The sequence below is a fragment of the Methylobacterium sp. ME121 genome (genome assembly GCF_000974725.1).
Lineage (GTDB): Bacteria > Pseudomonadota > Alphaproteobacteria > Rhizobiales > Beijerinckiaceae > Methylobacterium > Methylobacterium radiotolerans.
Window position 1 is genome coordinate 34365 of the sequence record NZ_BBUX01000041.1, and the last position, 14874, is coordinate 49238.

The 14874-nt window shown below is 77.5% G+C and carries 8 protein-coding genes; all 8 read right to left on the bottom strand.

Going from position 1 to position 14874, the window contains the following annotated elements:
• Positions 1-20: 20 nt before the first annotated feature.
• On the bottom strand, positions 21-407 hold the full coding sequence (locus ME121_RS21660; RefSeq protein ID WP_059409579.1) for a hypothetical protein: 387 nt from the start codon (positions 405-407) through the stop codon (positions 21-23).
• Positions 404-1144, bottom strand: a complete 741-nt coding sequence (locus ME121_RS21665) for a hypothetical protein (RefSeq protein ID WP_029360898.1) — start codon at positions 1142-1144, stop codon at positions 404-406. Before ME121_RS21665 ends, ME121_RS21660 begins: the two co-directional genes overlap by 4 nt.
• Positions 1141-3039, bottom strand: coding sequence for a reverse transcriptase family protein (locus ME121_RS21670; protein WP_053621401.1), 1899 nt, complete (start codon positions 3037-3039; stop codon positions 1141-1143). The genes ME121_RS21665 and ME121_RS21670 overlap by 4 nt, the downstream gene beginning before the upstream one ends.
• A gap of 310 nt (positions 3040-3349) precedes the next feature.
• On the bottom strand, positions 3350-5014 hold the full coding sequence (locus ME121_RS21675; protein WP_059409580.1) for an SWIM zinc finger family protein: 1665 nt from the start codon (positions 5012-5014) through the stop codon (positions 3350-3352).
• Positions 5011-8133: a hypothetical protein gene (locus tag ME121_RS21680; RefSeq protein ID WP_059409581.1), complete on the bottom strand. Its 3123-nt coding sequence runs from the start codon at positions 8131-8133 to the stop codon at positions 5011-5013. The genes ME121_RS21675 and ME121_RS21680 overlap by 4 nt, the downstream gene beginning before the upstream one ends.
• Before the next feature lie 186 nt (positions 8134-8319).
• Positions 8320-10071, bottom strand: coding sequence for a YehQ family protein (locus ME121_RS21685; protein WP_491892856.1), 1752 nt, complete (start codon positions 10069-10071; stop codon positions 8320-8322).
• Positions 10072-10306: 235 nt separating this feature from the next.
• Positions 10307-11437, bottom strand: coding sequence for a VWA domain-containing protein (locus tag ME121_RS21690; RefSeq protein WP_059409582.1), 1131 nt, complete (start codon positions 11435-11437; stop codon positions 10307-10309).
• The coding region (locus ME121_RS21695; protein WP_059409583.1) for a DUF4132 domain-containing protein at positions 11434-14874 on the bottom strand (3441 nt) is incomplete at its 5' end. The genes ME121_RS21690 and ME121_RS21695, both read right to left, overlap by 4 nt.

Below are 14874 nucleotides of genomic sequence, written 5' to 3' on the forward strand. Positions count from 1 at the left end.
GACCGCAAGTCGGTCGCGTCTCAGCCGCGGCGGACCCAGCGTACCCACCAGCGCGCCCAGAGGCGCCGGCCCCGCGCTATCGCCGCGCGCCGCGGGGCCGCGGCCGGGCCGGCCCAGTCGGAGGTTGCCCCGAGCGCCGCCGGCAGGGTGGCGATGAGCGCCGCCGGCCCCTCGATGTCCCAGCCGATCACGCAGCAGCCGCAGCCGGTGCTGCGCACGCGGGTGAGCCGGCCGGCATGGGCCAGCATCCAGCGCTCGGCGGCGGCGACGTCGTCCCCGTCGCCCACGTCCACGCACAGGGAGGCGCGCGCGTGGCCCGGGGCCGGCGACCCCTCGGGCACCGGGTCGACCCGCCCGTAGAGGGCCCGCAGGGCGTCGGAATCCGGTCCGGCGTCGCCAGCGCTCACAGAGCGCCCATCTCAGCCAGCTGCCGCTTGGCGAAGGTACAGGCCGCGAAGTCCGGGTTGATCGCGCAGACCATGTCGAACGCCGCCCGGGCCCGGGACGCCTCGGCGGCGACGCCCTCGCCGAGGCGATAGGCCTGGCCGAGCATGGCGCAGCCCCAGGCGCCGCGCCGGTCGCAATCGAGGCGGAAGCTCCGGGCGAGGCAGGCATCCGTGTCGGCGCGCGGCGCGTCGCGGAAGGGATCCTCCGCGTAGCCGCCGTTCCGGATCCCGGCCGCCCGGTTGGTGCAGCCCGCCGGGAACCCGCCCGCGCAGGCGAGGGCGTAGAGCCGCTCCTTGTCGAGGATGTCGGCGACGTCGAGGGAGTGGTGCTCCAGGGCGAGGGCGAGGTCGAAGCAGGCTGGCGCGTTCGACCACCAGGTGCAGAGCGCGTAGCAGGAAGCGGGCTCGCGCGCGCAGCGGCGCTCGGTGGGCCGGCGGGGCGCGAACGCCCACCGCCAGAACGGGCGCTCCCGCGCGAAGGTGTCGGCCGGGCAGGTGCCGAAGCTGCGCAGCAGTGCCGGGTCCTGCCGCAACGGCGCCGAGATCTCCGCGGCCTCGGCCTTGTTGAAGACGGGTGCGGCGGGCGCCTCGTCGGCCCGGGACGCCCCCGGTCCGAGCGAGAGGACCGGGGCCAGGGCGAAGAGCGCGGCGAGGCTGGTCCGGAGGTGCCCGGCCGGGAGGCTCCGGGCCGGGCTCATCGGCGCCGTCGCCAGCGGCGCAGCAGGCGTCGGAGGCCGAGCAGCAGGGCGACCGCGAGGACGAGCAGCCCGAGCGCCGGGTGCAGCAGGGCGGCGGCCTGGAACAGGACGAAGATCCCCAGGACGACCTTCCAGGGCTTCATCGGGGCGTCGTCGGGCTCCGCGCCCGTGTCCGGGGCGACCTCCGCGCGGGCGGTCGGTTCCGGCGCGCCGAGACGCGGGCGCCCGGAGACCGGGACGCCGCTGCGGCCCGGCACCGGCGCGGCCGCGCGGGCCGCAGCCCTGGCCGCGGCCTCCTCCGCCTCCCGCGCGGCGGCCGCCTCGGCCTCGGCCAGGATCGGGTCCGGCTCGGGCGCGGGGCGGGGGGCGGGCGCCCACCAGCGGGCGAGCGGCACCTCGCCCCGGGCGGACCGGGCGCGGAAATCCGGCAGCGGCCGGGCCCCCGGACGGGCCGAGGGGCGGTCCGCGTGGCGGTCCGCGAGGGCGCGGGCCCGCGCCAGCAGCGGCGCGCCGGTCTCCGGCGTGACCATCCGGACGAACTGCGCGAAGCCGACGGCGGCGCGGAGCACGCCCGCCTCGCCGGCCGCGCCCCAGCGGCGCCCGACCGGTCCGTGCCGCTCAAGCCCGTGCAGGAGGGCGCGGAAGCGGCGCAGGGTCTCGCGGGGCACGCCGACCCGCTCGTTGACGGTCAGCCCGGTCACCTCCTGGTGCCGGCCGCGGCGCATCACCCGGGTCTTGTCCGGATGGACGGTGAAGCCCTCCCCGGCGACGATGGCGTGGACGTACTTGAGCAGCGCGCCGACCTTCCCGGCGGCCTCGCCCGAGGCCGAGAAGGTCAGGTCGTCGGCGTAGCGCGTGTAGGTGAAGCCGAGGCTGCCGGCGAGCCCGGAGAGCCGGGCGTCGAGCCGGGTGCAGACGAGGTTGGTGAGCGCGGGGCTCGTCGGCGCGCCCTGCGGCAGCCGGCGGGGCCCCCGGGCGGCGTAGAGGCGGGCGCCGTCGATCTCGACCGCGTCCACGTCCGGCTCGGTGCAGAGCAGCGCCAGCACGGTCGCCACCGGCTCGGCGTAGCCCAGGCCCCGGAACTTCCCCTTGATCCGCCGGTAATCGAGGCTCGGGAAGAAGTCCTTGAGGTCGAGATTGACCACGACGTCCCGCCCGACATGGGCGGCGGCGTTGGTGACGATCGAGCGGCCCGGCACGAAGCCGTGGGCCGCCGGGTGCACGGGGGCGTGGGCGAGGAGCGCGTCGAGGATCCAGTACTGCGCCCGCTTCAGGCGCGGCATCGGCGCCGAGATGCGGCGCAGCCCGCCCGCCTTCTTGGGGATGGTGAAGCGCCGGTAATGGCTCACCGTGCTGAGCGCCCGGTCGTAGGCGAGGAAGCGCAGCTCGCCGAGGCCGATCCCCATGGCCTCGGCCAGCGCCTTCGGGCTCGCCAGGGGCGGGAGCCCGGGGGCGGGCCCGCGCGCGGGCGTGCCCGCGTCCGGAGCCGCGTGCGCGAGCCCGGCCGAGAGTCCGGCCGAGACGCCGTCCCCGAGATGGAGGATCTCGGCCTCCCGGCGCGCGTGCCACGCCTGCGCCCGGGCGTGGCGGTCGCGGGCGTTGCGCAGCCTCGTCTCGCGCCGCCGCTCCAGCGCCGCCGTCTTGCGGCGGCGATGCATCTCCTTGAGGGCGGCCTCGGGGTCGCGCCACGCCGCCTCCCGCCGGTGGAGGTCGGCGAGGGCGCGGGCGATCTCGCCGCGGCGGCGGATCAGGTCGTCCGGCGGGTTGGGCTGCGCTTCCCCGTCCGGCCAGAAGCCGAGCCGGATCATCTCCTCGAGGATGACCTCGTCCTTCGAGCTCTCGCGGATCCGGTCGTAGAGCTGCTGGCGGGTCAGGCTGCCGGGCTGCTGGCTCATCGGCAACCTCCGGCGCAGGCAGGAGGCGTGACGGGGGACGTCGGCCGGGATGCCTTCGTCAAGTCTCGGGACTGGCCCGGTCCACTCGACGCCGGCACGACCACCGGTGCGCGTTTGGGTTCAGCGAACCCAAACCGCGAACGCGCACCGGTGGTCAGTGCCGGCCCAGTGAAGAGCGGGCCAGTGACGCTTTGCCGGGCAGGGTGCAGGGACGGCGAATCGCCGCCCGAAATGCAAGGTCCGCCCCGGCCGACGCCCCTCGTCGCGGTCAGGATAGGCCAGGCGCGCGGCCGCATCAATCGGGCCCGCCTCACGCCTGCCACCGCGCGGGCCTGCCCTCGACCTGGGCGTGGAAGAAGCGCCGCACGGCCAGCATGTGCTCGCAGGGGCCGCGGGTCAGCCGGTTGTGGGTGTAGAAGCCGCACTGGCAGGTGCCGCCGACCATGCGGTCGTCGGGATCGAGCTCCACCGCGGGCGTCAGGCTCCGGCCGTCGTCCAGCACGGTCCCGCTCAGGCGCCGCCTGCCGCCTGCCGGCTCGACGGGCCCGAGGGTGACCAGCCCGGCCGCCAGGAACCGGTCGGCCTTGGCCTCCTGCTCGGAGGCGAAGCGCAGGGCGCCCGGCGCCAGCGGCTCCCGGGTCAGCTCCCGCAGGCGGTAGACGCGCTTGTCGAGGTCGAACATGGCGCGGCCGGCCTGCACGTAGCCGCCGAGGGCCGCCTCCACGGTCGCCCGGTCGAGGCCGGTCTCGGCGGCGAGCGGCCCGGTCCCGGCGGCGTGGTGGCGCCGGAGCGCCGCGAAGACCCGGGCGGCGGTGCCGGCGTCGACCTCCGCCCGGGGCGCGAGCAGATCGAACTGCCCGGCCCGGGACCAGTCGTTGGCGGTCCAGCCCGACAGGCCGAGGGTGAAGCGCAGGCCCCCGAAATCCACGACCGCGAAGCTCGGAAGCCCGGTGCCGAGGAGGTGCAGCCGCACCGACCGGGCGAGCGGCAGGGTCCGGGCCAGGATCGCGAGGCGCCGCCGCCCCCACAGGCGGATCTCCGCGGCCTCGCCCCCGCGGTAGATCGAGCGCCGGAAAGTCAGCCGCTCGTTCCAGGGCTCGATCAGCACGCTGACCGGCCGGTCGGGATCGAGCAGGAACCGGAGGGAGCGCGGGCCGTGGCGCTCCCGGCGCGCGGCGAGGCGGGTCAGGATCGCGTGCATGTCGACCGGGTGCAGATCCACCACGTGGGCGGGCTGCGCCATGGCGCTCGACACCTGCAGGAAGCCCCGCATCCAGGAATCCGGCAGCTCGATCTTGTCCTCGCGGTAGGCGGCCTCGCCGGAGGTCTGGACCGCGAAGCCGGTCGGGTCGATCGCCAGCTCCGTGTCGCGGTAGCTGCGGATCTTCTGGAACTCGTCGTAGAGGGCGTGGCTGTAGTCGATGTTGGTCGTGCCGCAGGCCATGTCGCCGATCCGCGCGAACGTGTCGTGGTCGCAGGACAGGCGCCCGTAGCTCGATTCGTCGAGGCTGAACGCCTCGAAGAAGATCTCGTCCGGATGGACCGTGATGACCGGGTCGAGCACGATCCAGGCGTCGAGGTTCTCCCGGTAGAGGTGGTCGAAGTACCGCTTCCGCGCGTCGTAGAACGGCCGCATCACGGCGTCGGAGCGGGCCGCGATGTCCCGGCTCTCGGCGCGCAGCGCCTCGATCTCGGCGCGCAGGCTGTCCTTCTCGGCGAGGGCCTCGGCCAGGAGCTCCTGCTCGTGGGCCTGGAGCCACGCGAAGTAGGCGGTGCGGTCCTTCGGCTCGAAGCGCAGGTCCGACACGACAACGTGGTGCAGGGCCGAGATCGCCTCCCGGAACGGCAGGTGCCGCGCCACGGTCCCGGCGAAGTAGGTCGGCTCGCGCAAGGTGTCGGGGACGAAGCCGAGCCGGGTCGCGTCCGCGTCCGAGACGGCCCGGCTCTCGCCGAGGTAGCGATGGACGAAGTTCATCGAGCCCCTTCCGTGACGGAGACGGGTCCCCGCGGCTCCGGCGGGCACCGGACGAGGGGCACGGCGAGATCGGGATGCGCGTCGGCGACGTCGCACAGGGTCAGGATCGCGGCGCTGCGGTCCCGGGCCGTGCCGCTCAGGGTGAGGTCGGCGAAGAGCGGCAGCAGCGCCTCGGCGCGGGCGCGGCTGCGCAGGGCCTCGGCCCGGAGAAAGGCGGCCATCCGGTCCTTGGCGACTCGGCCCCGCAGCACCTGCAGCATCACGATCCGGGCGAGGGGGATCAGCCGGGCGAAGGCCGCCTCGCTCGCCACGGCCTGCTCGGTCAGGAGTTCGGTGAGCAGGAGGTGCATCGACGGGGCGGGGTGCTCCAGGAGGCGCAGGACCTGCGCCTCCGCGTCCTCGGGCCGGAGCCGGCTGCGCAGGAGATGGCGGGCGAAGGCCAGGACCTCGGGCTTGACGCTGTCGGTGACGACGGCGAGCGCCTCCGGCGTCCAGGCGGCCTCCGGCCAGGACGCGAACAGGCCGCGGGCGAAGGCGAGGGTGTCGGGCCAGTCGCTCTCGACGAGGAGCACGGCCTCGGCCGCCGCGGCCTGGAACCGGGCCGGATCGGCCGCGAAGGCCGCCATCGCCCAGTCCCGCACCGCCCGGTAGGGGTGGCCGCCGAGCCGGGCGATCTGGCGGACGCTGAGGGCCTCGGCGCGCCGGTCGGGCAGGAGGGCGGCGCCGAGGCGGCGGGCGCCGTCGGCCCGCGCCTGCAGCAGGCGCCACAGGGTGCCGTCGTCGAGGGCGGCGCACTCCCCCGGCAGAGCCTCGCGCAGCAGCGCCACGACGTCGGCCGCGTAGGCGTCGTCGGGCGCCGCGCGGAACAGGCTGCCGATCAGCTCCCGGGCGAGACGTGGGGCGAGACCCGGATCCGCCGTCGCGAGGCGCGCCACCAGGGGCCGGGCGGCCTGCCGGACGGCGCTGCCGGGCCCGCTGGCGGAGGCGACGATCCGGTCCGCGCAGGACCCGAGCCGCGCGTCGTCGAGGCGCGCCAGCAGGACCAGGGCGGCGACCCGGATGTCCTCGGATTCCGCGCCGATCAGCGCGTCCCAGCTCTCCGGCGGCAGGCCGGCGGCCCCGGCCTCGGACTGCGCCAGGAGCGCGAGGCCGGCGGATCTCACCGCGGCAGCCGGGTGGGCGATCAGGGCCGCGGCGTCCTCGGACGCGACCGGCAGGTCGCGGTCCGGCCACAGGAGGGGCAGGGCGGCGCGCAGGCCCCGGATCGCGGACGTCGCGGCCGCGCCGGGCTCCGGCGGCATGGCCCGCAGCCACGCCACCAGCCGGGCGACCAGCGGCGCCGCGAGCCCGGGGGACAGCGCCCGCGCCCGGGCGAGGCCGGGGAGGGCCGCCTGGACATCCGGCTCGGGGCTCGTGAGCAGCGCGGCGGCGAGGTCGGGATCCGACCAGACGGCCGGCGCCACCGCCTCGAGGCGCCGCAGGGCCAGCGCCCGCGCCTCCGGATCCGGGCTCGTGAGCAGCGCCGCCACCAGGGCGGCGAGGTCGGCGGGGTCGGCGATCCCGGCGGCGAGGCGCGCCTGGGCGGTCTGGAAGGCGAAGGTCCGCACGGCGTCGTGCGCCGCCGCCAGGAGGCGCCCGATCGCGGCGGCCGTCAGGGCCGCGCAGGCTGCCGGATCCGCGCGCAGCACCCGCAGGCCCAGCCGCGCCACCGGCTCGATCCGTCCCTCCGCGGCGAGGCGGAGCGCCAGGTCCGGGCGGGCGCTCCAGAGGTCCGGGAAGGCCTCGTCGCGCCGGTCGGGATCGACGTCGCCAGTCTCCAGGAAGGTCAGCGATCCCGCCCGCGGCCGGGCCTCCGGGGCGTGGCGGTACAGGAGCTGGCTCGCGGTCCAGTTGCGGGCGAGCGGCCCCCGCGCCCGCGCCTGCCGGCCCCAGGTCCCGTCCGGCTGCCGCCCCCAGGCGGTCCAGCGCGCCGGGGGGTCGAGATCCTCCGGCCCGAGGGCCAGCAGGAAGCCCGCCGCCAACGGGGCGAAGGCCGGGTCCCCGACGGCGCCGCGCTTGCGCAGGGCGCGCCAGATCCGCCGCTTCATGTAGGCGCGGGTGGCGGTGGACAGGCCGAGCCGCGCCTCCGGGCCCTGGCGCGCCGCGTCCACCGCGACGTAGCGCCGGAGGTCGGGGACGTAGGCGTGGCTCCGGCCGGCCCGGTACATCGCCTGCGCGGTCTCGAAGCGCTGGGCGGCGGCGCCGAACAGGGCGGCGTCGTCGGCCATCTCGGCGTGCTTGAACAGGCGCCGCAGGCCGATCAGGTAGGGCGGCCGCGCCGGCAGGCGGAGGAGGGCCGCGCAGAGCGTCGCGTGCAGGCCGGGCGCCGCCTGCGCCCGCCGGCCGAGCGCCACGAGGGCCGGCCCGACCCGGCCCGGATCGTGCCGGGCGAGGCCGTCCAGCGCCCCGCACAGGCCGTCGACGTCGCCCGCCTCGGCCGGCCGGGCGACCATGCCGGGCAGGTCCGGCTCGGCCTCCGGCGGCCGGCAGGCCCCGGTGAGCGGGGCGGCCAGGGCGAAAAGGGCGAGGTCGCGGACCACGCTTCCGGGCGCGTCGGCGGCGATCGCCGCGAGCACCGGACCGGCCTCGGCGCCCGCCGCCCGGGCGAGCGCCCAGACCAGGGCGTAGCTCGCCCGCGCCGGGCCGAGCGCCCGCGCCAGGGCGATCAGGTCCGGGGCGGCCGCGGCCAGCCGCAACTCGCCGATCCGCCAGAGCAGGCGGTCGCGGTCGCGCTCGGTCCAGCTCCCGCGCAGGCAGGCGGAGAGCCGCGCCAGCAGCACGCCCGCGCGCCCGTCGGCCGTCGCCGCAGGTGCGGCGGACTCCGGGCCGTCGACCCGGCGGTAGCCGCCGTTGATCTTGGAGACGACCACGCTGTCGAACACCCGGGCCGCCGCCTCGGCGGTCACGGGCTGGGGCGTCTTGGAGCCCTCGCGCAGGGTCGCGCCGCGCCGGCCGTAGCGCGTGTTGACGAAGTAGCGCTCGGGCGTCCCGAGGGCCTCGTTCTCGATCAGATCGACGTCGTAGACCTTGTCGGAGGTGGCGTCCCGCAGATGGAGGCGCGCCGCGCGGACGACCCTCATGCCACCGTGCCGGCCCGCGCGGTCGGGCAGGGCTGCGTCGCGCGCGCGCGACGGTCGACGGGTCCACGCATCCGGGCTCCTCGCGAAACGACCGGGACGGGCCGACCGGCGAATCGCGGCGCCCGATGGCGCGGCAACCTGCCCCAGCGGGGCCGCAGGGGCAACCGCATCCACACGGTTCCGTGATCAGCCCTCCGCCGGCCCGGGATCGTCGCGCATGGCGGCGACCCAGAGGGCGGCCCGGGCGAAGGGGCCGGGCTCCGCGGCCGGGGCGGCGAGGAAGGCCGAGAGCCGCGCGGCGGTGGCCGGATGCCCCGCCGCGGCGAGGCGTGCGACCAAGTCGGCGCCGCCGGCGCGGGCGCTGGCCGCGAAGGCCCGCCGCCCGGCATGGAGGGCGTTCGCCAGGAGCGCGGCCGCCTCGTCGAGGAGCGTGGCCGGCCCCAGTTCCGGCGCCGGCGGGATCGGGTGGCCGGCGCCGTCCGGGGCGGCGAGGTCGGGCACGACGAGCCGGTCGGCCGACACCGACCAGGGATCGCAGACCAGGGCGCCGTCCTCGATCCGCACCGGGCCGGCGACCTGCCGCACCGGTCCCCAGCGCCCCGAGCAGGCGCCCGCGAGGGCGTCCAGCGCGTGCGGCGCGGCGGGGTCGTAGGCGCGGGCGAGATGCAGCGTGCCGCCCGCCCCCGGCAGCTCGACGGCGGCCTGCCACGTCTGGGCGCCCGGCGCCCAGGCCTGTCCCAGGACCGCCTCGACGGGGAAGACGTGGAAGGCCTCCAGCCGGTCGCGCGGGCGCAGGAAGACGGGCGGCCGGTCGGCGAGGCGGCGCAGGATCGACGGGACGTCCCGCGCCGCCAGGGGGGCCGGCAGGGTCACCAGGGCGTCCCGCGGCAGCAGCGCCGTGCGGCCCCGCGCGCCCTGGCCGAGGGCGAGGAGCCCGTCGGCCCGGCGCCGCGCGACGCTGGTCAGGATCTGGCCCTGGCCGGTGCCCGAGACGGACAGGCCCGGGCTCAGGAGGCGCCCGGGCAGGCCGGCCGCGATATCCGCCTCGGCCTCGCCCGGCGCGAACGCGCGCTCCAGCGCCAGGAGCGCGCCGGTGTCGGTGTCGGCCAGGGCCACGCGGGCGGCGGCGCCGCGCCCGCGGGCGAGGAACCTCGCGCCCAGCGAGACGAGGCGGGTCTTGCCCATGGCGGTCTCGTAGGGCTGGCCGAGGCCGAGGGCGACCGCCCCGCCCCGGACGCGGCCGAGGAGTTCCGCGGCGAGCGCCAGGACGACGGCCGCGTCGTAGGCGGCGTGGCGCCCGGCATAGGCCGCGAGCTGATCGGTGAGTTCCGCCTCCGCCAGCAGAACCTGCGTGGCGCCCCGCCTCTCGGCCGCCCGCCGCAGCCGGACGAGGGCGGCGTCGTGGGCCTCCGGCCCGGAGACCACCCCGGCCTCCAGCAGGCCGGCGACCACCCGGTCGACGGCCTCCGCGAGTCCGTCCTCCGCGGGCGTCGCGGCCGTGGCGGTCCTGGCCGGCACCGCGCCGCCCAGGCGGATCTCGGGGGCGCCCGCGGCCTCCCGGAAGGCGCGGATCGCCAGGGCGACGTGGGCGCAGCCGCCCCCGGCCGCGCAGTCGCAGCGGGCGTAGCCGACGGCGTCGGGCACGAGGAAGCGCACGGTCGCGGTCGGGAGCCGCGCGGCGGGCACGGCGCCTCGCTCCAGCCCGACCGTGATCCCACCCGCCAGGAGGCGCCGCAGCTCCGCCGCCGCCGCGCCGCCGAGCCCCGCCTCGACGGTGGCGCCGTCGAGGGTGCCGGGATCCCAGGCGACCACCGCCGCGGCCGGGACGGCAGTCCGCTCGGCAGTCTCCTCTGTGAGCCCCGCGGCGGCCCCCTCGACCGGCCCGTCCGCGACGGCCGCCCGGTAGGCGACGACGAGGGCGACCCGGTGCCGGCACATCCCGCTCGCCGGGCAGGTGCAGGTGGCCGCGTCGGGGGGGCCGGCCGGGGCCGAGCCGCGTGACCGTGCCGTCGGCGAAGCGCGCCTCGACGGTGCCGTCCCCGGCCTCCGCGAGGGCCGGCCCCGCGCCGGCGGCGACCTCGCGCAGCGCGCGCTTCACCAGCCCGGCATTGGCGAGCTGGATCAGGCCGTCATCCGTGAGGGCGCGGAGGTCGGGGCGGGCCATCGGCGCCGCTCAGGCCCGGATCGCGGCGGCGAGCCAGCCGGCGAGCTCGCCGGGCGTCATCGCGCCGATCTCGGCGCCGGCCGCCACGAGCCGCTGCGCCATCGCCCGGTCGTAGGCCGGCCGCGCCTCCGAATCGAGGGCCGCGAGCCCGAGCACGCGGGTCCGCTGGCCGGAGAGCGCCCGCACCTGCTCGACCAGCGTGGCCTCGCTCGCGCCCTCGTAGAAGTCGGAGACCAGCACCACGATCGCCCGCTCCGGCGCCGCGATCAGGCCGGCCGCGTAGCGCAGGGCGCCGCCGATGTCGGTGCCGCCGCCGAGCTGCACCTTCATGAGCAGCTCGCAGGCGTCGTCGCAGTCGCGGGTCAGGTCCACCACCGCGGTGTCGAAGGCGACGAGGTGTGTGCGGATGCCGGGAAGCTTCCACAGGCAGGCGGCCATCACCGAGGCGTGGATCACCGAATCGAGCATCGACCCGCTCTGGTCGACGAGCAGGATCACCTGCCACGGCCGCATCTGCCGCCGGTTCCGGGCGAAGAAGTGCAGCCGCTCGACGGTGATCCGCCGGCTCTCGGGATCGTAGTGGCGCAGGTTGTCGCGGATCGTCCGGTTCAGGTCGAGGTCGCGGGCGCCGGGCAGGCGCGTGTGCCGCCGCCGGTCGAGCACTCCCGAGAACGCCACCGCGAGGTCCCGGGCCAGCCGCTCCATCAGCTGCCGCACCACCGCCTGGACGAGCTTGCGGGCCATCACCAGCACGTCGGGCGCCATCAGGTGCTTGGTGCGCAGGACCGCCTTCAGCAGCGTCTCGTTCGGCTCGACCCGGGCCAGCACCTCGGGATTCGTGACCACGTCGTCGATGGCGTAGAGCTCGATCGCGTCGCGCTCCAGCCGCTCGATCGTCTCGCGGGGGAAGAGCGTGTGGACCGCGTTGATCCAGCCCGGCACCGTCAGCCTCGAGCCCTCGCGGCCGCCCTGGCGCCGCTCTCCCCGCGCCGCGCCCTCGGCGTCGCGGCCGTAGAGCCAGTCGAGCGCCTGATCCATGGCGGCCGCCTCCCCCGAGAGGGCGCAGCCGGCCCCCGCACAGGCCGAGTCCGCCGCCTCGCCGAGGATGAGCCGCCAGCGCGTGACCGGGTCGAGGCTCACCGCAGCCGCGTCCCGGCGAGGAGGCTCGGCCCGCGCAGGAGCTCGCTCGCCGTCACGGGCGCGAGCTCCCCGAAGGTCCGCTGGCCCGGATCCGTCCGGCTGCTCCAGGGCGAGCCGAGGGTCAGTTCGCCGAGGGTCTGCTCCCGGTCCTCGAACTCCATTGCGCCGGTGAACAGGCCCTCCGAGAAGGTCAGCGACGCCTGGCCGGCGGCGTCCCCGGGGAAGGTGACGGCGCGCTCGATCCACCACACCACCCCGGCATCCTGGGGCGCCCCGAGGGGCCAGCCCCTTGCGGCCATCCCGCGCAGGCGGTTGGCCTCCACCACGGTCCCGGCGAAACGGTCGGTCGTGGCGGCGGCCGCCTCGGCCTCCGTGAAGGCGTAGGTCTCGCGGGCGAGCTGCGGGAAGGGCTGGACGATCTCGTAATCGCCGAACAGCGCCCCCCAGGCGGCCAGCGCCCCGGCTTCGAGCTGCAGGGGATGGGCGAGGCCGATCAGGCCGGGGGCCGCTCCGGTCAGGTCGAGGTCGAGCGGCGCGTCGTCGGCATCCGTGAAGGTCAGGTCCTCGGCCACCCGGAAGGTCAGGCCCGGGCCGGTCCGCGGGTCGGCATCCGCGAAGGTGGCCCAGACGAGGCGCTGGGCGAGGTGGCGCACGAGCGGGTGGGCGGCGAAGCAGGGGCCGAACACCGTCGGCTGGACCCGGCGGGCGCCGGCGAGCATCGCCTCCAGGCGGGCCACCTGCAGGCTCGCCACGGCCCGCGCGTCCTTCTTCAGGGCGCTCCAGCGGGCCACCGCCGCCGCGGCCTTGGCGGGCTCGTCGGCCTTGGCGGGCTTGGGCAGGTCCTTGAGCCTCTGGCCGGCGGCGTCGCGCACCCAGGGCTTCAGGGTCTCGTCGAACCCGACCCGGAACCCGCGGGGGCCGAAATCGAGGTCGAGGCCGCCGCGGGCGTCGAGGTCGAGGTCGGGGGCGAGCCGGTCGGCCAGCTCCTCGGGAGTGAGGCCGCGGGCCTCCGCGAGCTGGGCGATCTTCTGCCGGGCCTTCTCCTGGAGCCCCTTGAACTTCAGCTTCTCGGCGATGCCGTTGAGGTTCATCAGCGCCACGTCGGTGCCGATGTCGACCAGCACGTCGAGGCCGGTGACCGCGCGGGCATGGGCGGCCTCGCCGGGCCAGCGGCGGATCAGCCGGGTCAGGTCGCGGGCCGTGGCGTCGGTGCCGAACCAGCCCAGCGCGCGCAGGGCCCAGCCGTCCTTGGACGGCGTCCCGGCGGCGATCCAGGCGGAGAACAGGTCCCACGCGAAGGCCGCGAGACTCGCCTCGGTGCAGGCCTCGCGCACCATCGGCACGCCGGCGTAGACGGCGTCCGGGTTGGTGAAGGACAGCATCTCGCAGAGGGTCAGGATCGCGGCGTCCGGCAGGGCGGTCCCGTCCCGCAGCCGCGGCCGGGTCAGCATGGACGGCACGATCCAGGCGGGCGGCCTGCCGACCTTGGCGGGGACGCGGGCGAGGGGATCGCGGTCGAGCACCTGCGCGACCGCCTCGGTCACCTCCGGCGCTTGGTCGGCGTAGCGCGCCGCCACGGCCGCGACGGCGGCGCGGCCGTCCGGCCGATCCTGCGACAGGACCCGCAGCGCGTGCTCGGCGGCGTCGCGCAGCGCCCCGGACCGGCCGACGGCGTCGGGCAGCAGGCGGGTGAGGGCGGTCTCGCGGTGGCGGCGGAGCCACGCCAGGGCCGGCTCGCGGGCCTTCTTGAGCTTGGTGAGGGCGCGGGCGGCGGGCGCGGCGAGGCGGGCATCGTCCACCGCCGCGACCGCCGGCAGCAGCCCGACCGGATCGGCCTCGACCAGCCCGACGAGGCCCGGCACCGCCCCCGCGCCGAACCGCGCCAGCATCGCCCCCACGATCTCCGGCCATTGCGAGACGTGGAAGCATCCGGTCACGACGCGGGGCTGCGCCCACAGGGCGAGCGCCAGGGGCTCGGGCTGACGCTCCAGGCTGCCGACGAGCTGGTGATAGGGCGAGTTCGACCAGTAATGGCAGGTCCCGTCGATCTGGGCGACGCGGGCGGCGACCCAGGCGATCAGGGCCGGCGGGTCGTCGCGCGGCGGCTCGGAGAGCGGGGGCGGGATCCGGCTCCAGCCCTGCGTCGGGTGGGCGAGTTCCGCGGCCGCCACGAAGGCCCGCAGAGCCTCCGGGCCGTCGAGGGTGACGGCGTTCCGCGCGCGCCAGTAGCTCGGCGCGACCTCCGGCACCGCGTGCGCGAACGGCGTCGACAGCGGCGCGAGGGCGAGGACGAGGTCGTCCCGGGTCCGGGCCTTGGCCCGCCAGGGCGGCGCGCGCAGCACCCGCGGCCAGGCGGCGGGCTCCGCGAGGGGCACCGCGCGGGCCTCGGCCAGGGCATCGAGGATGCCGGCTCCGCGCCCGCCCGACGCCGCCAGCCAGCCGCGGACCCGGTCGATCCCGTGGGCCTCGAGCGCCCGGTTCACACGGGCGCGCAGGGCGGGCTCGGACCGGCCGCCCGCGAGGGCCGCGAGGCAGCGGGGCAGGATCGCGGCGGGGTCGGCCGCCAGCGCCGCGTCGAGGGCCGCCGCGACGGGCTTCTCGTGGAGATGGGGCAAGAGGGCCGGGAGCGCCCCGGCCTCGCCCGTCGACAGGATCGCCAGGGCGACCGTGCGGCGCTCCTCGTCGAGGGCGTAGTGCAGCAGCCAGTCGAGGGCCGGCAGGGCCGGCTGCCCGGCGGCGCGGGCCACCGCCAGGAGGGTCGCGGCCGCCTCGGCCGCGTCGAGGGCGCAGTAGACGAAGTAGAGGTGGTAGCTGCGCTTGGCGCGCCAGGCCGCGACCGCTTCCGGCGGGGCGTCGGCCAGGAGCGGCAGGTAGACCGTGTCGGCCGTCACGTCGATCCCCGCCGACGCGGCGGCCTCGATCACCGCGACGGGCTGGAGCGGGTGCGGGGCGGCCCGGTCGTCGGCCAGGATGAACGCGAAGGCGCAGGCCGCCGGCCAGTCGTGGTCCTCGGCGATCCGCGCGTTCAGGAACGCCACCGCGGCGTCGTAATCGGACTCCGGCGCGTGCACGAGCGCGGCCCGCAGGGCGAGGTGGAGCGGCTCCGCCCAGGCCAGGCGCTGGTAGGCGCGCGGCGTCTTCGCGGTCGGGCGCCGCCGGTCGGCCAGCCGGGCGACGGCCTCCGTCCCGCCCTCGGACACGGCGTAGCGCAGGACCGCCTCCAGCGCCCGCCGCAGGACGGCGTCGCCGGTGGCGGCCCGGGACGGATTCCCCTGGCGGCGCGCCTCCGCGGCGTCGACGACCGCGTCGAGCCAAGCGGCGAGGCCGTCCCGGTCGGGCGGCGCTCCGGCGAGGCGCGTGGCCTCGGCGTCGCCGAGCGCGGCCGCCAGCGGCGCCGCGACCGCCCGCCACGCCTCCGCCGCGTCCGGGCGCGGACC